Origin of the sequence: Olivibacter sitiensis DSM 17696 (assembly GCF_000427965.1) — a bacterium.
GTDB classification, from domain to species: domain Bacteria; phylum Bacteroidota; class Bacteroidia; order Sphingobacteriales; family Sphingobacteriaceae; genus Olivibacter; species Olivibacter sitiensis.
In genome coordinates, this window is sequence record NZ_ATZA01000041.1 from 1 (window position 1) to 20,141 (window position 20,141).

18 protein-coding genes are annotated in these 20,141 nt (G+C 46.8%); 12 read left to right on the plus strand and 6 right to left on the minus strand.

What is annotated here, in order from left to right; genetic code table 11:
• From A37S_RS28335 to A37S_RS25130, 3 genes are all read right to left on the minus strand, one after another.
• On the minus strand, positions 1–175 hold a 175-nt coding region (locus A37S_RS28335), incomplete at its 3' end, for a DUF4372 domain-containing protein (RefSeq protein ID WP_157278785.1).
• Between the two features lie 204 nt (positions 176–379).
• Entirely contained in the window at positions 380–1,633 is a 1,254-nt protein-coding gene (locus A37S_RS0117490; protein ID WP_028298115.1) for a hypothetical protein, read from the minus strand.
• 5 nt (positions 1,634–1,638) lie between these two features.
• Positions 1,639–4,053, minus strand: coding sequence for a TonB-dependent receptor plug domain-containing protein (locus tag A37S_RS25130; protein WP_051293262.1), 2,415 nt, complete (start codon positions 4,051–4,053; stop codon positions 1,639–1,641).
• A gap of 841 nt (positions 4,054–4,894) precedes the next feature.
• Between A37S_RS25130 and A37S_RS25135 the strand changes: the two genes are divergently transcribed.
• The 6 genes from A37S_RS25135 to A37S_RS0117525 all read left to right on the plus strand — a co-directional run bounded on the left by A37S_RS25135 (position 4,895) and on the right by A37S_RS0117525 (position 10,725).
• Entirely contained in the window at positions 4,895–6,034 is a 1,140-nt protein-coding gene (locus tag A37S_RS25135; RefSeq protein ID WP_051293263.1) for an alpha/beta hydrolase, read from the plus strand.
• A gap of 69 nt (positions 6,035–6,103) precedes the next feature.
• Positions 6,104–7,072, plus strand: coding sequence for an ABC transporter permease (locus A37S_RS0117505; RefSeq protein WP_245586418.1), 969 nt, complete (start codon positions 6,104–6,106; stop codon positions 7,070–7,072).
• Positions 7,069–8,019: an iron chelate uptake ABC transporter family permease subunit gene (locus tag A37S_RS0117510; RefSeq protein WP_028298117.1), complete on the plus strand. Its 951-nt coding sequence runs from the start codon at positions 7,069–7,071 to the stop codon at positions 8,017–8,019. The genes A37S_RS0117505 and A37S_RS0117510 overlap by 4 nt, the downstream gene beginning before the upstream one ends.
• Entirely contained in the window at positions 8,016–8,777 is a 762-nt protein-coding gene (locus A37S_RS0117515) for an iron ABC transporter ATP-binding protein (RefSeq protein WP_028298118.1), read from the plus strand. Before A37S_RS0117510 ends, A37S_RS0117515 begins: the two co-directional genes overlap by 4 nt.
• Before the next feature lie 18 nt (positions 8,778–8,795).
• Positions 8,796–9,731: a siderophore ABC transporter substrate-binding protein gene (locus A37S_RS0117520; RefSeq protein ID WP_028298119.1), complete on the plus strand. Its 936-nt coding sequence runs from the start codon at positions 8,796–8,798 to the stop codon at positions 9,729–9,731.
• Positions 9,732–10,023: 292 nt separating this feature from the next.
• Positions 10,024–10,725 carry a class I SAM-dependent methyltransferase gene (locus A37S_RS0117525; protein ID WP_028298120.1) on the plus strand — a complete coding sequence of 234 codons (702 nt, stop codon included), beginning with the start codon at positions 10,024–10,026 and terminating at the stop codon, positions 10,723–10,725.
• Here the strand turns inward: A37S_RS0117525 and A37S_RS0117530 are convergent.
• Both A37S_RS0117530 and A37S_RS0117535 read right to left on the minus strand, forming a co-directional pair.
• On the minus strand, positions 10,720–12,141 hold the full coding sequence (locus tag A37S_RS0117530) for an alkaline phosphatase (RefSeq protein ID WP_028298121.1): 1,422 nt from the start codon (positions 12,139–12,141) through the stop codon (positions 10,720–10,722). The two genes, A37S_RS0117525 and A37S_RS0117530, sit on opposite strands and share 6 nt — an antisense overlap.
• 43 nt (positions 12,142–12,184) lie before the next feature.
• On the minus strand, positions 12,185–13,405 hold the full coding sequence (locus A37S_RS0117535; RefSeq protein ID WP_036602992.1) for a GTP-binding protein: 1,221 nt from the start codon (positions 13,403–13,405) through the stop codon (positions 12,185–12,187).
• Between the two features lie 144 nt (positions 13,406–13,549).
• Here A37S_RS0117535 and A37S_RS25140 point away from each other — a divergent pair, with 144 nt between their 5' ends.
• From A37S_RS25140 to A37S_RS0117555, 4 genes are all read left to right on the plus strand, one after another.
• Positions 13,550–13,960, plus strand: a complete 411-nt coding sequence (locus A37S_RS25140; protein WP_036602995.1) for a MerC domain-containing protein — start codon at positions 13,550–13,552, stop codon at positions 13,958–13,960.
• A 164-nt stretch (positions 13,961–14,124) separates the two neighbouring features.
• The gene (locus tag A37S_RS0117545) at positions 14,125–14,760 is read left to right on the plus strand and encodes an ABC transporter ATP-binding protein (RefSeq protein ID WP_028298123.1); all 636 of its coding nucleotides are present in this window, start codon (positions 14,125–14,127) and stop codon (positions 14,758–14,760) included.
• Positions 14,757–15,980 carry an ABC transporter permease gene (locus tag A37S_RS0117550; RefSeq protein WP_028298124.1) on the plus strand — a complete coding sequence of 408 codons (1,224 nt, stop codon included), beginning with the start codon at positions 14,757–14,759 and terminating at the stop codon, positions 15,978–15,980. Before A37S_RS0117545 ends, A37S_RS0117550 begins: the two co-directional genes overlap by 4 nt.
• Positions 15,973–16,413, plus strand: coding sequence for a hypothetical protein (locus A37S_RS0117555; protein ID WP_028298125.1), 441 nt, complete (start codon positions 15,973–15,975; stop codon positions 16,411–16,413). Before A37S_RS0117550 ends, A37S_RS0117555 begins: the two co-directional genes overlap by 8 nt.
• A gap of 32 nt (positions 16,414–16,445) precedes the next feature.
• On the opposite strand, the gene A37S_RS0117560 is transcribed toward A37S_RS0117555, so the two are convergent.
• Positions 16,446–16,922: a DUF6702 family protein gene (locus tag A37S_RS0117560; protein ID WP_028298126.1), complete on the minus strand. Its 477-nt coding sequence runs from the start codon at positions 16,920–16,922 to the stop codon at positions 16,446–16,448.
• Between the two features lie 137 nt (positions 16,923–17,059).
• On the opposite strand from A37S_RS0117560, the gene A37S_RS0117565 reads away from it, so the two are divergent.
• On the plus strand, positions 17,060–17,632 hold the full coding sequence (locus A37S_RS0117565) for a HupE/UreJ family protein (protein ID WP_028298127.1): 573 nt from the start codon (positions 17,060–17,062) through the stop codon (positions 17,630–17,632).
• A 107-nt stretch (positions 17,633–17,739) separates the two neighbouring features.
• Complete coding sequence (locus A37S_RS0117570) at positions 17,740–20,091, plus strand: M1 family metallopeptidase (RefSeq protein WP_028298128.1); 2,352 nt, start codon at positions 17,740–17,742, stop codon at positions 20,089–20,091.
• The last annotated feature ends 50 nt before the right edge of the window (positions 20,092–20,141 follow it).

Consider the following 20,141-nt stretch of genomic DNA (forward strand, 5'->3'; position numbering starts at 1 on the left):
TGAATATTCCGAACAGCATCGTCATGAGTTGTGTCCATGAATCAAAGGTCTTGTAATAGCGGTCAGACCGGTGCTTGCTCACAAGCATCTCAAATTTGTTCCTTGGAATAAAACCTAATAATTGTTTGAAGATTGGCTGACCGACTAATTTCTTTTCTGTATTTTTATCACTCATATTTTTAGTTTGTCGTAAAACCAAAATATGAAAAAAGGAGCTTGCCAGATATGGCAGCTCCTTAAATTATTTTTTGTCGGTCAGTAGTGAAAACAATTAATTGATCCATACGTGTGGCGTTATGGGCCATACGTAAAACTTGCGTTTGTTTTATATTGACTTAGTTGTTCTTTTTTATCAGGCGATCGACTCCCTGCTATATGCCTATTCTAAAGTGATTTTATAAATGCCCGAAACCGATCCGCCTTCTGTCACATTGAACACTGGGGTAGCGGTAGTCCCCGATAGGCTATAGTAACCGTTGATGTTTTGGGTGGGTGCATTGACACGGAGCAATACCAAATCGTCGATTTCTACGGTAGCAAAGGCTGCCCCTGGATTGGTAACTGCCGGTACACCTGCTATTTTTGTCCGTGCTTGGGTAGCCACGTCGATGCTATAGAATTCCCAAATTTCCGAGAAATTGATATTGCCGGTGGGGCCGCCAGTGAGTGCCGTATTAGGAATGGTAGTAATGAGCTTACCTTCGTTGGCATATACGGTGACGAATTTGCCGCCTTCTTGTATTTCGTCCATATTGATGCTCCATGAAGCGTCTACATCCGTCTCGCCAGCCTTGATGCGTACGATCTTGGATTTTCCACCAACGGCAGATCTTCCTTGACATACGATATATAGGTCTCCATTGCTGTCAAAATCGTACATGTTGTTGTCGTTGATGTAGGCTATGCTTCCAGTATCCTCTATTTCGATGGTTTTCTCGTAGTTTCCAGTCGCTACATCAATTACCGCAATATATACGTTGGGATAAAAGTCATCGAAGAAACCCTTTTGCGTACCATTTGTCGTAGCATAGGTGATGTTGGCATATAGCTTTCCCTCTTTTATTGCCAGGAACTTTTGCCCAATGGAACGGTAGAGTATGCCGGCTTCGTTGGTGCCGCGTTCGTTTACTACGTCGGTGAGGTCTAGTTCTCCCGTACGCGAAAGCGTGGCAGCACTGAATTTTTGGATTTTGAGCGGATCTGCGCCGTCCCAGTAAAAACCGTTGCCATCGGTACCTATTACAAAGTTGCCCGAGCCGTTGGTGCTGTTGTCGGCAGAAATGAAATTGCCTGGTGTGATGACGCCATTGGTACTTACATTTAATCTTTCTATGCCAAGAGCATTATCCTGGGTGCGGAACATTTTTAGCAACATATTCTGTTGGGGACGCCATCCGCCCATGCCCTGACCTTGCAGCGTATTGGTAGTGACATTGGAAACGTCGCCACTGGGCAGTTCATCAAAAGCCGTCACGTACCCGGGTTTGGCCAACGTATTGTCGCTCATGGTCATTACTACGTATTTGGAAGGCGCTTCTACAATCGGGCCTGAATTGTCATCGTTCCCGCAAGCGCTAAAAGCGACCAAAGCCGCCAGTATACAATGGGTTTTGATTAAGTTGCTGATTTTCATGATTTCTATGTTTTATTTAGACTGTAAATTATTTTTAAGTGAAAGCTCCTGCTAGCCCTTTGTACCCTGAAATTGTCGTATAAATTTGCGTCGCCTAGGTTCTTGACCTCAAAACTTGCAGATAGGGGCAAAGAGGCAGGGGAATAGTTGATACCCAGATTCACGTTGTGCTGCGTGGGTATGATGAGGCTGGAATTGATCTGTGCCGAGCCGTTGAGACCGAGAAATCCACCCGGCTCGCTGCGTTTAGGTATTGTCTCCAGGTAAAACTCGCGCACGTAATTGTAGAATGTATATGCCTTGAATGCATCGCCTTTTTGAAAAAGGTTGTTAAATGAGGCGGAGAGGCCGGCATTGGCAAAGGCATAGGGCGTATTGCGCAGGCGTGCGTCGTTTTTCCAAGCATCTTGGCTATTGGTAATCCCGAAGAGACGCAGGTCTTGCCAAGTGGCATTGGCATTGAACGCGAAATGTCTCCAGAAAGGGTAGGTGATTTCTACGTCGAATCCGTAACCTCTTACGTTGTCCTGATTGCCATATTGCGCATATGGTGCTTGTACGGGAATAAGTAGTATAAGCCCCTTGGTATTTCGATAGAATGTGTTGGCCTCTAGGCTAAAGCCATTCTGTCTTTCCAGACGGTAGCCCAGATTGAGGTTTAGACTCTCCTCTGGCCTAAGCTCAAAATTAGGAACTATCCACTCGCCATTGCCAAAGAGCTCGTCCTGCTCCGGAAGTCTATTGGCCAGCTCGGCCGAAAGGCGTATAAAACTGGCGGTGTTGAGTTGGTATTTGATGGCCTCTGCTAGTCCCCAATAGTTGCCTGTTTGGTGTTTCTCATTGTCAATGTCTACGTTGGATGCCGTCCAGGCATCTATACCACGCGAGCGGTAGCGGTAGTGTTTGGCCATGAGGGTATTGCTGAGCCTTCCTTCCAACCACTCACTTTCGTAGGCCAACCCGAATACCTGTTTGAGGTAACTGGCGGGAAACTGCAGCACGTCTTGGCCCGTAGAGACAATGACCGGCCCGTAGGGATCACTGCCTTTACGGCCTACGTCCGTAAGTACGTAGTTGAAATGCAACCGATGTCTTTGCCCTAGCTCATATCGCATGTTCGTGCGCGCAGTAAAATTGTCAAAATCGATACTGGACAGTGATGGCTGCCGGCTTTCGCCTATGTTGCCCGGAGTGGCCGTATAGTTGCCATACCAGTCGTACCGTCCCTGCAGGGTATCCGTTCGGCCTAGATTGACCGTGTTGTATACCAAAAATTGATCAATTTGTAAACGCCCATCCAAAAATGCCTTTTTGTACCGTAGCGTGGGCACAATGGACGACTGCTTGCTGCGGATGGCTCCATAGGGGTCCGTCATCAAGGCGGGGTGTTGTACCTCTCTGTTTATTTCAAAGGCAGCCAAACTGATCTTTAGGTCATCTGCCCAAGTTCGGTTGCTAAAGCCAAAGAAACCCTCTGCATAATAGCTTTTGTAGCCGTTGTGGAAGAGGCGCACCCTATCGGGGTATGGATTGCGCGTCTCTGGATCGGGTACCTCTACCTGCGCCCAATAATCATTGTCTGAATAGTTATAGAAAGATTCTAGTCCCGCATACCATTTACCGTTATTGGGGCTATAAATCCCGTTGAGCGTAGCGCGATGCGTGTTGAAAGATCCCAATTCGTAACTAGCTTCTAATTGGGGTCTTTTGGATTGATGGCTTACGAAGTTGATGGCGCCACCTAATGCATCGGAACCAAGAGAAGCAGGCAATACACCTTTGTATATTTCTACCCTGTCCAGGCTATTCAACGGTATATTGGATAAATTGTAGCCATCACGAAGGTAATCTACGGGAATACCGTCTTTGAAAAACCGGATGGATCTGCCTTGAAAGCCGTTGAGGGAAATATCGGGGGGGGCTCCCAGCCCTCCGGTTTGCCTGATGCGGATACCTACGCTGCGGTTCAACAGCTCGCTTAACGTGGTGGCTTCTTGCGAGGCTGCCCTGGTGTCTACCACCACGGCGCGTATGGCATTTTCGGAGACCTGCTGTTTGTCTGTTTTTCCTTCTACGGTGACTTCATTTAGCTGCTTGCTGTTTTGAAGTAGAGTTATCGTTACTTCTTTTTGGTCTCCACCGTTTAGATGGATGGGAGTCTTGGACTGTTCATGTCCGAGCATTTGGGTCGTAATGATATAATCGCCGGAAGTGATGGATTCAAATAGCACCTTGCCCCGTTCATCTGTTACCTGGCGCAAGGTCTTTTGCCCATTGTCAAGTTCTATCGTGACATGTGGCGCCGGGGCATTGGTCTTATCAATGACAAGAATAGTCAGCTTCGCAAGATCCTGACTCTGTGCATGTACTGTCGTGCCAATACAAAACAATAAGAGATAAAGTATATGTTTTTTTAGCATAATGAATCAGTCGGCTAAATTAGATTAATTATAAATAGCTAGCAAATAAAAAGATGCTTCAATCGTTTTTTTACCGTTCGAAGATTTTGATTGAGCCATGAATGATGCCAATTGACATGTCATGCCTCTGGAAGCTATTCTATACTCGCAACGAAACTATATGTAAAAGCTAAATTTAGGCGTCATATAGGTAGCAAGCTGACATTGTCCCCCCTCGGAGATCTATCGTGGTGCATATCTTTGGTATTTACGATCAGTAAGTTACATTCGTTTGGCAAAACGCAGATACGATTGTTATTACCACACTGTTAAGAATTGCAATGAGGTTGTAGGTCACTGTCCCCCGCTGGAGGGGGTAGGGGGAGGAACGATAAAGAAAACAACTGAAAATAAGCCAGTTGAATCGTGTTATCCTCCCCCTTCCAACACACATTCCAACCGCACCCCCCCTAAGAGGGGGATACGCCAGCGTGCTACCTTTCTAGCTTCCAAACGTTACGCCCTATTTATGTCCACACGATAAATCAAAGAGTGGGATGAAAGGAACTTCCTGAAACGAGTTTCCCGGAATAAATTCGGGATAGGCTCTTCAAAGGGGGGCAGTCACTTACAAAGGCACTGTGATGGCTACCGTGTTACAGGTAACGGATGTGCTTGCACTTTGTCAAACGGATATACGGATGTAACATACTCCATACCCCATATTTCATCCAATCGCATGATGACGTCCTTAGATAATAAATCAGATTAAGCATGCTTAATGTTTAGAATTTGTCTAAATTAGCGGCAAAAATGAACCGATGTCTGTCGAGTAAGACCTTTTGAAGGTAAGCATTTGTTTATGGATAGGAGTTTCAGTGTTTCAATTCGTGTGGAAAACCGTGTCGATAAGCACGTTGGTGAGCCCTTGTTCGTTGCAGGCAATTTTAACGATTGGCAGCCTGCTGCATGGCAGATAGGGGCTGTTCCGGCGGTCGGTGACATCGTCACGGTACAACTGAATGGATTGAAAGCGGAGTTTTGTGAGTTTAAATTGACCAGGGGCACTTGGGATACCTTGGCTTGCAGTAAAATGGGCTGCTTGGGGGAGTCGCATGAGTTTCGGATTGGCGAAGAAAGCGAGTTTGGAGTTGCCATTGAGGGCTGGCGGGATGATTTCCCATTATCTACCGCTAGCCCCCAGGTGCGCTTGCTGGATGAGGCCTTCTTTTTGCCTACATTGAATGTCCATAAAAGGATTTGGATTTACCTGCCTGAGGGCTATTCGTTTTCGAACGATCGTTATCCAGTCATTTATATGCACGACGGGCAGCACCTGTTTGATGAAGCTACCGCACTTGGCCGTAAGGGGCCGGTAGAGTGGCGTGTGGACAAAACCATAGATCATTCGGTACATGATGCCATAGTGGTGGCCATCGAGCATGCCCATAGTCGGGAGGAACGGATAAAGGAATATTTCTTCAGTCCGTCCGAAAGATTTCCGCAACCGAGAGGACGAGCCTATTTGGAGGACATCCTAACTACCCTCAAGCCTTATATAGACAGCCATTTCAGGACGCTTCCAGACCGGAGGCATACCGCTATGGTAGGTAGTTCCATGGGAGGTCTTTTGACCTTATACGCTGGTATCTACTATCCGGATGTCTTTGGTACATTGGGTGTTTTTTCCCCGTCCATATGGTTGGACGAAAGACGCATTTTTGATGCGATGGTCAATAGATCCCCTCACGCTTCCTTTCAAGAGCAGTATTATTACCTGTATGGAGGAGGAAGGGAAAACAGGGCCAAACCGGGAGGGGGCAAGGTGGACATGGCAAAGGATGTCATGGATGCAATACAGGTGATGGAGAATACCATCAGGCCCCGGACTCATATGAAGCTCAATCCGACGGGCAAGCACGGGGCGCTTTACTGGCAAGGAGCCTTTGCCGATTTTTTTGAATGGTGGATGGGAAAATTAAAAGTAAAAAGTAAAAAGTAAAAAAAGCAAAGTTCAGATCATGGGAAAAGCAATATACCATGTGATTAAAAGCGTAATATAGAAAGTCGTTTGGCAAGAACAGGTTTTAAACATATCGGGATATATATCGTATCGCTTGGCGCAGCGCTGGTACTGGTATGGCTGTCGTTCTTTATCGGCGTCAAGGATATCCGCTTTGCCGACTTATGGTCTGATGGCGATAAGCTATCGGTTTTTCTTATCAGCCGTGTGCCTCGTACCTTGTCCCTTGTTTTGACAGGTGCGGGACTTAGTATCGCAGGCTTCATCATGCAGCAATTGTCGCAAAACAGGTTTGTGGCACCTTCCACGGCCGGTACCTTGCAGGCGGCAAAAATGGGTATCTTGTTCAGTGTCATCTTGATTCCCGGCGCTACCCTGCTCAACAAGATGCTGTTTTCCATGGCCTTTACCTTATCGGCAAGTATCCTGTTCATGTTTATGATAAGGCATATCCGTTTTCGGAGCGCCACTTTCATTCCCCTTGTAGGCATTCTGTTTGGCAATATATTGGAGGCGATTTCCACGTTCTTTGCTTACAAGAATAATATCGTACAGAATACCCAACAATGGCTCTTGGGCGATTTCTCGTCTGTGATACAAGGTCAGTACGAGGCTGTTTACCTTATCTTGCCCGTGGTGTTCCTTGGCTATCTATACGCAGATCGGTTCACCATAGCGGGCATGGGCGAGAGTTTTGCCAAAAACCTGGGCCTATCTTACGGAGCCATTGTGGGGCTGGGGCTAATTTCTGTTTCTTTGGTGGTCAGCGCCATCGTGGTGTCCGTCGGTGCCATACCGTTCGTGGGCTTGATCGTGCCCAATATCGTGAGCATGCTTTTTGGCGACAATTTGCGGCGTACGCTTCCCATTACTGCAATGGCAGGCGCCATATTGCTGTTGGCGTGCGATATTATAGGGAGGTTGATTGTGTTCCCTTATGAAATTCCCATAGGCGTGATGATCGGTATGCTGGGGGGTATTATCTTTCTGTTCATCATTTTAAGACGAAGCAAATGAGACAGAAATATCTTATTCCCTCCATGGTGTTTTTGCTGCTGGTCGTCGCTACTCTTTTTGTCTTCTACAACACGGGCAAAAACCTGGATTTTGTATTGCCAAGGAGACTTATCCGCCTGGCTACCATGCTGGTCGTGGGAATCAGCGTGGCCTATTCGTCCATTATCTTTCAGACCATTACCAATAATAGGATCCTCACCCCGGCCATCATGGGCTACGAGTCCATCTTTATCCTCTTTCAGACCATTTTGGTTTTTTTCTATGGCGATCGTACTTTTCAGGCCATTACGCAGGAGGAGAATTTCTTCTATGCCGTGGTATTGATGATGGGCTTTTCCGTCTTTATGTACGTGCTGATTTTCGGCAAAGCCAAAAGGAATATTTATCAGCTGCTTTTGGTGGGTGTGGTATTGGGCGCATTGTTCCAGACGCTGGGCCAGTTCATCCAGATTGTCATCGATCCAAACGAGTTCTCCATCGTCCAGAACTTTATGTTCGTCTCTTTTACCAAGATGAATACCCAGTTGCTGCTTATAGCGAGCATTACCCTGCTGGTATCTTTGGTATATGTACACCGGTATTTGAAATACTTGGATGTGATTTCCCTGGGCAGGGACATTGCCGTCAACCTGGGACTGGATTACGAAAAGTTGATCCGCAAGTTTATGTTGGTTATTGCCGTGCTGGTATCCGTTTCCACGGCATTGGTAGGTCCTATTACCTTTTTGGGCATATTGGTTGCCAATTTGACCTATGAACTGTGCGTCACCAAGAAGCATCGGCTTGTGGTGGTATGCTGCAGTTTGCTGTCTTGCCTGTTTTTGGTTGTGGGGCAGTTTTTGGTGGAGCATGTATTCAATTTCTCTACCAATGTCACTATCGTTATCAACTTTGTGGGGGGGCTTTATTTTATGTACCTGATTTTTAATTCGAGGAAAAGGATATGATACGTTTTGAACATATCGTCAAGAGGTATGGCCAGAAGACGGTTTTGGATGGTGTGTCTGCCGTCATTCCTACGGGAAAGATTACTTCCCTTATCGGACCCAATGGAGCTGGCAAGAGTACCTTGTTGTCCATTATGTGCCGCTTGCTGAAGCAGGAGGAAGGCAAGGTGTTTTTGAACGACAGGGAATTGAACGAGTATGGCAATAAGGAACTGGCCAAGAAATTGTCCATACTGAAGCAATCCAACAACCTGGACTTGAAGTTGACGGTGAGGGATTTGGTTTCCTTTGGGCGTTTCCCTTATTCCAATGGCCGCATGAAACAGGAAGATTGGCAAAAAGTGGAGGAGGCGATGGCTTTCTGTGAGATCACGGACCTGCAAGATACCTACATCGATGAATTGAGCGGGGGGCAACGCCAGCGGGCTTTCATCTCCATGACGATGGCGCAGGATACGGACTACCTCTTGCTGGACGAGCCGTTGAACAACCTGGATATGAAGCACAGCGTACAGGTGATGAAGATGCTGAGGCGGCTGGTGGACGAGCTCGGAAAAACCGTGGTAATCGTCATCCACGAGATCAATTTTGCCGCACAGTACTCGGACCATATCATTGCCATGAAAGAAGGTGCCATTTGCTACGACGATGATGCAGGACAAGTTATACAGGGCCATGTGCTGGAAGATATATTCGAGATGCCGTTCGAGATTATAGAAAGGAATAACAAGAAAATATGTAATTATTTTAATCTTTAACAAACAAAGCATAACACCATGAACCTTTTAAGAAAATTGCCCATATGGATGGTCGCAGCCATAGGCCTGATGGGTTGCAATCAATCTGGTCAAAAATCCGACGCTATGCAAGATACCCTTGTGATTGACCACAAGTTGGGTAAAACCACTATAGGTGATAAGCCGTCCAGGATCGTTGTCTTCGACATCGGTGCATTGGAAACGTTCAACGAGCTGGGGGTGAAGCCCATTGGGATTCCCAAGCGGTACATGCCAGCATATCTTTCTTCGCTGAAAGATGATGAAACGATAGGCGACGTGGGATCGGTCATCGAGCCTAATCTGGAAGCGATAAACGCCCTGTCGCCTGATCTGATCCTCATTTCTACGAGGCAAGAACGGTTTTATGATGAACTGAGCAAAATAGGACCGACTATCTATGTGGGTGTGGACACGAAAGATTATATCAATTCCTTTAAGCACAATACCTTGCTCATCGGTAGTATCGTCGGTAAGGAAAAAGAAACGGAAGATAAGTTGAACGCCGTTTTGGACAAGATAGGAGAGGTACGAAAAATAGCCGAAGGCAAGCCTGGGAAAGCTTTGTTCCTGCTCTACAACAATGGGCGCTTTAACGCTTATGGCAAGGGCTCCAGATTTGGCTTTATCCATGACGTGATAGGACTGCAACCCGCATTGGAGCACGTAGAGGAATCCGTGCACGGGCAATTGGTATCCAATGAGTTGATAGCGGAGACCAATCCCGACTATTTGTTTATCGTAGACCGCAATGAAGCGGTAGCCGGTACGGCGGCCGGTAAGGACAACATAGAAAATAAACTGATTCAACAAACGGCTGCTTACAAGAATCACCATATCTATTACCTGGATCCCGAGGTTTGGTTTATTTCGGGCGGCGGACTGACCTCAACGGAGAAAATGCTCGAGGATATGGAGAAAATACTCAAACCTTAGTCTCCTACGCTCATAGCCTTGCTACGTGGATAGGAATACAAGGAGGACTATCCGTAGTCTGTCGGGATAGGGATGCACTGGGGACTACGGATTGGGGAAATGATATGGTAGTCTCCAGACTACCAATTTCACAATTCAATCCTTAGTCTCCTACGCTCACAGCCTTGCTACAGACTAAGGATAGGGAAAGAGATACGCTATATTTATTATTTAGAATGATTATAAATAATTTATTTTTGCTTAGGTTTGTATCCGTAAGCGCGGAATACTACAAGCCAAGTATATTATAATCATGGGAAAAGAAGAACAACAAATAGACTACCAATGGCTCGCAGGTCAGCTTGCCCATCCATCGGGTGAGGGAGCCAAGAAAGTGGCTGAGCAGATGGCCCTATCCAATGCCGGTATGATAGGCAATACCATTGCCCAACTGGAGACAGGGATCAATCAGCGGATACTGGAAATAGGAATGGGCAACGGGAGTCATATGTACCGGGTTTTTGAGCAACTGATTGATTGTGTTTACTATGGGGTGGATGTTTCTCGTGAAATGATTGCAGAGGCTACCAAGGCCAATAGGAAATGGGTAGATAGGGGAAGGATGCTTCTGCAGCAAATAAATGGCGAGTCGTTACCTTTTGCCGATAATACCTTTGAATTGGTCTTTACGGTCAACACGCTCTATTTTTTCAAGGAACCGGAGCGCTTTATAGCGGAGATTTTCAGGGTCATGAAGCCCAATGGTAAGCTATACCTGGCCTTTGCCGATCGATCTTTTATGGAGACCTTGCCATTTGTGCAATATGGTTTTCGTCTGTACGACCTTGCGGCAGCGACGATGTTGCTGACCACCACGACTTGGCCTACTACCGTACAGAAAATCATTACCAAAGATGAAGATATCCTCAGCAATGCGCAGCAGCAGCAGGTAAAGCGCAAGTATCATATCATCGTCGTGCGCAAAATGGCCGATAGATCTCATGCCGAGTTATGAGCGAGCTACCCCTGTTGCATCGAGCATCAATTGGTGCAATTCGTAGTTTTTTACAAAGGGCATGAGCATTTCCTTGCCCGGCCCGAACATGGCCAGTTCCACATAGTCGGCCGAATGGTCCATGGCACCCCAACCTATCGAGGTATGTTCTTGCTGGATTAGCGCCAGTGACCTAAAAGGCAATTTCCGGGGATTATACAATCCTGCTTCGTCCAAGGACTGATAATGGCTCAGTACTTCCCTGGCTTCTTCGTCCGTAGGAATCCAGGATTGCGCATATTCAACGCGTTCCTTTAATGCTGATATACTGGTGTTTGGCCTTGTTCCGTTCAGTATCCAATCGTTGGTATGCCTGTATCGTTGCAGGCTGTCAAAATGTGCGTTGGCCTTGTCCCCGTAGAATAGTCCCGGATTGGCATTGCCATGGTCGGTGGTGATGATGACCAATGTGTTTCTATCGGCCTCTGCAAAAGCGATGGCTTCTGCTACCGCATCGTCAAAGGCCAACTGGTCATATAGGAGTGCGGAAGCATCATTGGCATGGGCCGCCCAATCTACTTTTCCGCCCTCTACCTGTAGGACAAAGCCCTTTTTGTTTTGTTTCAATTTGTTGATGGCCGTCCTTGTCATCTCTGCTAAGGTGGGAATGTTGTTTTTCAACGAGGCATCATTTTCCCTATCCAACGTATAGGGGAGGCCATCCTCATGAAAAACACCTAGTATAGGTCTACTTTCGTTTTCTTTGATAGCCAGCATGGCCTTTCGATCCTTGACCACGGCATATCCGCTTTGCTCAAATTTGCCAAATACATCCAGCTTGTCCTCTCGCTTCTCCGCATCAAAGAACTCCGTGCCACCGCCCATCATCACATCAAAGCGCAGGTCATGGTATAGGAGGGCAATCTCTGGCATGGCGGAACGTTTGGCACTATTGACGCAGAATCCCGCCGGCGTAGCATGGGTAATGGGGACGGTGGTGACACATCCCACGGATTTTCCCGCGTCCTTGAATTTCTGAAGGATAGGTTTGTTGAACGAGCCGTCGTCGTTGACGTTCAGGGAGCCGTTCGCTACGCGTTTGCCACCACCCCAGGCAGAGCTGGCAGCGGCCGAGTCGGTCACCATGGAGCTGGCAGATGCCGTGTCCATCAACGCCCGTGCCACCGTATGCTCCTCATAGAGGCTCATCCATCGGCTATTTTTACCTTCTTTGCGTATTTTCAATAGGTTGGCCATATTCAGTGTACCGGTACTCATACCGTCGCTTACCAAAAAAATGATGTTCTTTGTAGAACCGGCTGTTTTTTCCCGGTTATCAGCACCTGGTACGGTCCTGCCAAGGCTATCAAATGGCGATAATATACTTGCTCCTATGGCGGCAAGTGTGCCGTTGCGGAAAAATTCCCTTCTTTTCATTTTTCAAATTATCAATTAATTGTTTTGTCGTATGGATAAGGGGTCATTGGAAGCTAAGTGTAGCGGGAAATGGATCTATCCAATGTTTATCTTTCCAATTTGGCACCTCTTCATCCTTTATAAGGCAGTCTTCCAGCTCTTGTAGATACAGCTCTCTGTTCATATTTTGTCCGATAAATACAAGCTCATTTTGTCTGTCCCCCCATTCCTTATCCCATTTGGATTCTATTTCCTGCTGGAACGTGTGGTAATCGGCATAAGCTATACGTTCCTTATAAGGCATGCTGCACCACCATACACCGGCGGGTTCTACCCTCAGGCTTCCCCCTGCCTGGCTGAAGTTGATGGCTTTGTCCGGTCTGGAGGCCAACCAAAAAAGCCCTTTTGCCCGTATGATATTGTTCGGGTACCGTTGGTTCAGGTAGGTCATCCATCGCTCGGGATGGAAAGGTTTCTTGCTTCGGAATACGAAAGAGGAGATGCCGTATTCCTCCGTTTCGGGTGTATGTCCCGGCGCGTTCAGCTCCTTGATCCAGCCGGCAGCAGCAGAGGCCTTGTCGAAGTCAAACAAATGTGTATTCAGTATATCATTTGGATTGACCTTGCCAAAATTTGATCGAATAATCCGGGCATCCGGATTGAGTTTGCGCAGGGCTGCTTCCAGTAGGCCCACTGTTTCCGGAAGTACCAGGTCGGTCTTGTTCAGGATAATGACATTGGCAAACTCCACCTGATCCAGCAATAGGTTGACAAGGGCACGGGCATCCTGCATGTCTTCCGTCAGCCCCCTGTCCAGCAATGTTTCATCGGTAGAAAAATCTGTGAAGAAGTTGAGGCAGTCCACCACCGTCACCATGGTGTCTATGTAGCTGAAACGGCTTAGGTCTATTCCCATGGCTTCATCGGCATAACTCCATGTTTGGGCAACGGGCACGGGTTCTGAGATGCCCGTGCTCTCTATCAGGAGGTAATCAAAGCGGTTTTCCCTTGCCAGACGTTCTACCTCTTGCATTAGGTCCTCGCGCAGCGTGCAGCAGATGCATCCATTGCTCATTTCCACTAGTTTCTCTTCCGTTCTTGAAAGTGTTTGCTCTTTTGATACCAATTGCGCATCGATGTTCACCTCGCTCATATCATTAACGATAACGGCGACTTTTAGGCCTTTCTTGTTGTGCAAAATGTGGTTGAGAAGCGTCGTCTTGCCTGCTCCCAGAAAGCCGCTCAATACGGTCACGGGGAGCTTCCTTGTCCTTTCTTTGATCATGTTGTTCAGTTTTTGCTATGGTGGCGATATTCTTTAATGCAATAATGTTGCAAATTAAATCAATTGCTTTTATATTTGCAATATTGTTGCTTTTAAAAGTTGGCTAAATGCTGATTTTGATTGGAGAGAGTAGGATTGTTGTATATGAAAATGATTAGAAAGAAAATCAGTCTGGACCATTTAGGTTTTACGGCCTCTGCTTTGTGCGCGGTGCATTGCGCTGTTATGCCATTTGTTATTACGTTCCTGCCGCTTATAGGTCTGGATTTCCTATCCAAGCCGTGGTTCGAGCTAGGCGTCAGTTTATTGTCCGTGGCCATAGGCGTCAGCGCCTTGGTGCCGGCTTATCTCAAGGTGCACCGCAATAGATGGCCCATGTTTCTATTGACGATTGGGCTGGGTTTGATCATGTGTGTGCATTTTTTGGGATACCACCACATAGAGTTCGTGCTAATGCCCATCGGCGGTTTTTCCATTGCTTCGGCACATTATATCAATTGGAAACTTTCAAGAACCTTGCACGGTCATGCCCTTAAGACAGATTTGGAGAAATAGGCTTTTTGGGCTGTTTGTTTTCTTGCTGACGGCCATGTTGTTAAAGCCATTGTGTCGGCACGGTAATTTTTACAAGCGGGAGCCCGATGCGATTTATTTTGGTCCTTCTGGTGCTGATAGACCAGATAACAATAGGTATTGAATGTGCTATTTTTTTATTTGTTATGGTTAGATTTTCATCTTTAGCGTACACCTACGATGCGGTCAATTGGAAGCCCTTGGCATTTCCAGATGGCCAAAGTACGCCAGCTTTGCCCTTATTGATTACAGGACCTTCCGGCGCCGGCAAGAGCACCCTCTTGCATTTGATCGCAGGTATATTGCGGCCCGTAAGTGGTGAGGTTTTGGTCAATGGTCAGAACCTATCGAATATGGGACAACAGAGGCTAGACCGTTTTCGTGGACGGGAAATAGGGCTGATACTTCAAAATGCACATTTCTTTCCTGCATTGAGCGTCATGGATAATTTGTTGCTGGCTCCTTATTTCAACGGGCGAAAGGTAGACAAGTCGCTGGTACTTGATTTGGCTGCACGTCTACATATAAAACACTTATTACACCAGCGCGTGACCCGGATCAGTGTGGGCGAGCAGCAGCGTGTTTGCATTGCACGCGCTTTGGTTAACGAACCTTCGGTGTTACTTGCCGATGAGCCTACAAGTAGCTTGGATGATGAAAACTGCCAAGCGGTACTCCAGCTGTTGATGGAACAGGCGCAGCTGTCAAATGCCTCACTTGTCGTCGTTACCCACGATAATCGATTGAAATCCGCTTTCAGTAATATGATTCAACTATCATGACCATTAAGATTATTTTGAGCAATCTTTTTTATAGGCCTGCCCATACTGTATTGAGCATATTGTTGCTTTTGTTTGGCGTTGGCCTCATTTCCTTTCTCCTGTTGCTGCAACATAGGCTAGCCGACAAATTGACCAAGGATATGCAGGGGATAGACCTGGTACTGGGGGCTAAGGGGAGCCCATTGCAACTGGTACTTTCTGCCATTTATCAGTTGGATGCGCCTACGGGCAATATTTCCGTGGAAGAGGCAGAGCGGATTCGCAAGCATCCCATGGTGGCAATGGGCATCCCTCTAGCCTATGGCGATTCTTACCGCTCTTTCAAAATAGTGGGCACTACCAAGGAATACCTGGAGCGCTATCAGGTTGCCATGCGCGAGGGGGATGTGTTTGAGGAAGAAATGGAGGCTGTGATAGGCAGTGACGTGGCCAGAAAAAGTGGTCTAAAATTGGGTGATCATTTTCATGGCACGCACGGAACGGTTGCGGGAGGGCATGTGCATGAGGAATATGCTTATGTGGTAAAGGGCATTTTGGCACCCTCCGGAAGGGTTGTGGATCAGCTGATCTTGACGGATATTCCCTCTGTCTGGAAGTTACATCATGAGAAGCATGACCATGATGAGGTGCACGATCACGAAGATGCAGGGCATGTGCATGAAGATCATGAGGAGGAAAAGGAAATAACGGCCATGCTACTATCCTTGAGAAGCCCAATGGGTGCAGCCATACTTCCGAGAATGGTGAGTGACAACACGGATATGCAGGCGGTCTCCCCCAGCTTGGAAATTACCAAACTGCTGCAGATTGTGGGCATAGGTACCACGGCCATTCAAGGGATTGCCATAGGCATTATAGCAATTGCCATCATCAGCGTGATCATTTCGTTGTACAACAGGGTGAACGAAAGGATGTACGAGCTGGCACTGGCCAGGGTTATGGGAGGAAGTAGGTATCAGGTAGGTTTCTTGGTGCTGGCCGAGGGGGTCGTTCTTACCTTGCTTGGCCTCTTTGGCGGCTTGCTTATATCCCGATTGGCTTTCTGGGTACTTACGCATTACAGTGGCAACCGTTTGGTACTCAATGGAAATGTTGCCCAGTTGGTGCCCAATGAGCTTCTACTTATCGCTTCCGTGCTCGTGATCGGAGTTTCCGTTTCCTTGATTCCTGCCGTCAAAGCTTATTTTATCAATTTATCAAAAATATTAAGTCATGAATAAATGTTTGCTATCGCTTTTTCTCATTTTACCTTACTTGGCCTTGGCGCAGCCGCCTGCCAAAAAAGTGAGCTGGGACGTATTGGAGAATATTCAGTTTGACAAGAAATTTGTGAAGGAATATGATTCCTACGCCATGTTTCCCAAATTCACTCCTGCAGTGAAAAACCTGGAAGGGCAAATAGTGGAAATAGAGGGCTTCACGATCCCTTTGGAACTCAGTACCAAATGGGTGGCACTTTCGGTCAATCCCAATTCTTCCTGTTTTTTCTGCGGTGCTGCTGGCCCAGCGTCGGTCATGACAGTGCGGTTTAAGAATGGCAAAAAACAATATGAGGTAGATGATTATAAGCGTTTTAGGGGGAAATTGAAACTTAATAGCAAGGACATCAATGAGTTTTACTACATCTTGGAGGATGCGGTGGAGGTAAGATAGCGGATAAAGCGTGAGGGAGTAACGTAAGGAACTCAAAAACTAAAACTTGCCTTCGTCTTGGGGTTGTCCAACTTGGTGCTTTTGCGTACCCCACCTATCGTTACGTGCAGGATATTGCTCTGCTTTTCGTGGGAGGTGTACAGTACGCTGTTCAGTACCGTCATTTCCTTGATGGTTCCCACATCGTTTGCCTCCAGAAAACACCATGCGGCGTCATCTTCTATGGAATAACCCAAATATTGAAGGGACAGTATCTTGCCATTTGCTTGTATGCGTAGGTTTTTCTTGAAATAGGCACTCAGGTATTCGTCTGTTTTTTCCTTGTCACCGCCTTTTACTAAGTCTACCTTCTTATGGTGTTCTTTTTCCAAGGCATCTTCCAGGTCGTCAAAGAAAATGCGGCAACTGATTTCCAGGTTTTTGGCATCTTTGTCCTGATTGATGGTGAAAATGCTTACGTAAAAGGGATGTAATAGACTTGAAAATAGAACTATCAGGAGTTTTGTCATGTTAAGGGTAGAATTTGTGTAAATATTGTGTTATGAAGATTGTTAATTTACTCCATATGCTGCTATTCGCTGCCAAATAAGTTGCTTAATTGCCGAAATAAAAGTAACATTGTGGCAAAAATAGTAAAAAAATCAGTTTGCAGGATTTTTCCATATATTTCGAACTTGGCTGGCAGCACATTTTGGATTGGGAAGGTTACGACCATATCTTATTCGTGACGGCATTGTGCGGTGTATATCTCTTGCAAGATTGGCGTAAGGTACTGGTTTTAGTTACGGCATTTACGCTGGGTCATTCGCTTACCTTGGCATTGAGTGTTTTTGATGTAGTACAGGTAAATAGTGATTTGATCGAGTTTTTGATTCCGGTAACCATCATTATTACCACTTTGACCAATATAATTGGAAAAAGAAATCACGAGCAAAAGAATTGGTTGACCTATGCCTATGCCTTGTTCTTTGGATTGATACATGGATTGGGCTTTTCTAATTATCTGAAAAGCTTATTGGGTAAGGAAGCCTCCATCACCGCGCCATTGTTTGCTTTCAATGTGGGGCTGGAGTTTGGTCAGATAGTCATCGTAGCACTGGTCCTATGTTTTTCTTTCGTCATGCATCGGGTTTTTGGAGTTTCCCGAAGGGATTGGAATCTGTTCTTGTCATCGGCTATTTTTGGCATCGCATTCGTCATGGCGTTGGAGCGTGTCTGAGATATGCGATTTGAGATATGCGATATGAGACGTGAGATTTGAGACATGCGATGTGAGACAATAGACATATTAAATAAACTAAACTATACTATTATATATACAGGGATATGCATACAAAAACGAATTTTGCTTGGGTCTGCGCAGTCATCTTGGCTTGGGGAGCCACAGGAGCCAAGGCGCAGCAACTGAACAATCCGGGTTCCAATCACGGGAACAAATTTGAGCAATTGGGTACCATTATCAGTGATCCCAACATGTACCGCTCGGCGTCGGGTGCGCCAGGACCAAAGTATTGGCAGCAGAAGGCCGACTATGTGATCAATGTAGACCTGGATGACGAAAAGCAGGTTATCAATGGCTCGGAAACCATCACCTATACCAACAATTCGCCCGATCCGTTGACCTACCTTTGGTTGCAGTTGGACGAAAACGAACACAAGGCAGATGCAGAAAGCAAAAAATTTGATGGCAGTAGTCTGAGCGAGCGGATGTCCATTGGTCAGGTGCAGCGCTTGTTGGAGAAAGATTATGGCTATGGTGTCAATATCCTCAAGGTGACAGACGCTGCCGGTAAGGCTTTGCCCTATACCATCAACTATACCATGATGCGGATAGACTTGCCTAGCACGTTGCAGCCCGGTGCCAAGTTGGTGTTCAAGATAGATTGGAACTACAAAATATCGGACCGGATGACCGAAGGTGGTCGCGGTGGCTACGAATATTTTCCTGAGGATGACAACTATTTGTATACCATTGCTCAATGGTACCCACGTATGGCCGTTTATTCCGACTTTCAGGGATGGCAAAACAAACAGTTTACGGGTAGGGGCGAGTTTGCTTTGGCCTTTGGCGATTTCAAAGTGAACATTACCGTGCCTGCAGACCACGTAGTGGGCGCCACGGGCGAATGTAGTAATTACGCCCAAGTACTTAGCAGTGCACAGCTGAACCGCTGGAAGCAAGCACAGCAGGCTGCGGAGCCGGTAGAGGTGGTTACGCTGGACGAGGCCAAGCAGGCCATGACCAAAAAGGCTACGGCCAAGAAAACCTGGGTATATGAGGCGAAAAATGTTCGCGATTTCGCATTCGTTTCTTCTCGGAGATTGGTATGGGACGCCATGCGGGTGAATGATATACCAGGCAACAAACCCATGGCCATGTCCTATTACGGGCCAGAAGCCTATGGACTGTATCGTCCGTACTCTACCAAAGTAGTGGCACATACTCTAAGGGTCTATTCCAAGCATACCATCAATTACCCTTATCCGGTAGCCATTTCTGTAGAAGCAGCCAATGGCATGGAATATCCCATGATTTGTTTCAATTACGGCCGTACCGAGAAAGATGGCACCTATAGCGAAGCGACGAAGTATGGTATGATCGGTGTCATTATCCATGAAGTAGGACACAATTTCTTTCCTATGATCGTCAACTCTGACGAAAGGCAGTGGACCTGGATGGATGAGGGATTGAACACTTTTTGCCAATACCTGGCGGAGCAGGAATGGGACAAGGACTTCCCTTCACGTCGTGGCCCTGCCTATAAGATCGTGGACTACATGAAGCTGCCCAAGGATCAGCTGGAGCCTATCATGACCAATTCGGAGAACATCGTGCAGTTTGGGCCCAATGCCTATGCTAAACCGGCTACTGCGCTGAATGTACTTCGCGAAACTGTCATGGGCAGGGAATTGTTCGACTATGCCTTTAAGGAATACGCCAAGCGTTGGGCGTTCAAGCACCCTACTCCGGCCGATCTTTTCCGTACCTTAGAGGACGCCTCGGCAGTAGACTTGGACTGGTTCTGGAGGGGATGGTTCTTTGGTACGGATCCGGTGGATATCTCCATCGACGACATGCAGCATTACATGATCAATGACTTGAAGCCCGATAGCCAGAGCAAAGATAACGCGGCCGCGTTTGAAAAGGATCTCAACTCCGTCACCCGTCTGCGCAATATAGCCTCAGGAACCAACTTTGCCGTAGAAGCAGATACTTCCCTAAAGGATTTCTATAACAAATGGGATCGTTTTGCCGTGGACGATTCGGACAGGGAGGCCTTTGAGCGCTATTATAATACACTTAGCGCAGAGGAAAAGGAACTGTACGAAAGCGGCAAGCATTTTTATCAGGTCGATTTTTCCAATGTAGGTGGCCTGGTGATGCCCCTGATCCTGGAATGGACCTACACGGACGGTACGAAGGAAGTGGAGCGCATCTCGGCCTATATCTGGCGCAAGGACGAAAGCAAGGTGACCAAGGTTTTTGCCAAGGACAAGGAAGTGGCGTCCCTGAAGCTTGATCCGTATAGGGAAACGGCCGATATTGATGAGTACAACAATACTTGGCCAAGACAGGCTGCGCCAAGCAAGTTCCAAATGTTCAAACAGCAGGGAACAGCACGTGGCGCTTCGGTGGGGGGCAACCCTATGCAGGAGGCTAAGAAAAGAACGAATTAATTGCGGGGTAATACGTTTTAAGTGATAAATCATTAAGCTATAAATCAGGT

Excerpts from the sequence above, each read along its gene's own strand:
- A37S_RS0117490 (WP_028298115.1), bottom strand. The coding sequence starts at position 1,633 with ATGAAAATCAGCAACTTAATCAAAACCCATTGTATACTGGCGGCTTTG.
- A37S_RS25130 (WP_051293262.1), bottom strand. The coding sequence starts at position 4,053 with ATGCTAAAAAAACATATACTTTATCTCTTATTGTTTTGTATTGGCACG.
- A37S_RS25135 (WP_051293263.1), top strand. The coding sequence starts at position 4,895 with ATGGATAGGAGTTTCAGTGTTTCAATTCGTGTGGAAAACCGTGTCGAT.
- A37S_RS0117510 (WP_028298117.1), top strand. The coding sequence starts at position 7,069 with ATGAGACAGAAATATCTTATTCCCTCCATGGTGTTTTTGCTGCTGGTC.
- A37S_RS0117515 (WP_028298118.1), top strand. The coding sequence starts at position 8,016 with ATGATACGTTTTGAACATATCGTCAAGAGGTATGGCCAGAAGACGGTT.
- A37S_RS0117520 (WP_028298119.1), top strand. The coding sequence starts at position 8,796 with ATGAACCTTTTAAGAAAATTGCCCATATGGATGGTCGCAGCCATAGGC.
- A37S_RS0117525 (WP_028298120.1), top strand. The coding sequence starts at position 10,024 with ATGGGAAAAGAAGAACAACAAATAGACTACCAATGGCTCGCAGGTCAG.
- A37S_RS0117530 (WP_028298121.1), bottom strand. The coding sequence starts at position 12,141 with ATGAAAAGAAGGGAATTTTTCCGCAACGGCACACTTGCCGCCATAGGA.
- A37S_RS0117535 (WP_036602992.1), bottom strand. The coding sequence starts at position 13,405 with ATGATCAAAGAAAGGACAAGGAAGCTCCCCGTGACCGTATTGAGCGGC.
- A37S_RS25140 (WP_036602995.1), top strand. The coding sequence starts at position 13,550 with ATGAAAATGATTAGAAAGAAAATCAGTCTGGACCATTTAGGTTTTACG.
- A37S_RS0117545 (WP_028298123.1), top strand. The coding sequence starts at position 14,125 with ATGGTTAGATTTTCATCTTTAGCGTACACCTACGATGCGGTCAATTGG.
- A37S_RS0117550 (WP_028298124.1), top strand. The coding sequence starts at position 14,757 with ATGACCATTAAGATTATTTTGAGCAATCTTTTTTATAGGCCTGCCCAT.
- A37S_RS0117555 (WP_028298125.1), top strand. The coding sequence starts at position 15,973 with ATGAATAAATGTTTGCTATCGCTTTTTCTCATTTTACCTTACTTGGCC.
- A37S_RS0117560 (WP_028298126.1), bottom strand. The coding sequence starts at position 16,922 with ATGACAAAACTCCTGATAGTTCTATTTTCAAGTCTATTACATCCCTTT.
- A37S_RS0117570 (WP_028298128.1), top strand. The coding sequence starts at position 17,740 with ATGCATACAAAAACGAATTTTGCTTGGGTCTGCGCAGTCATCTTGGCT.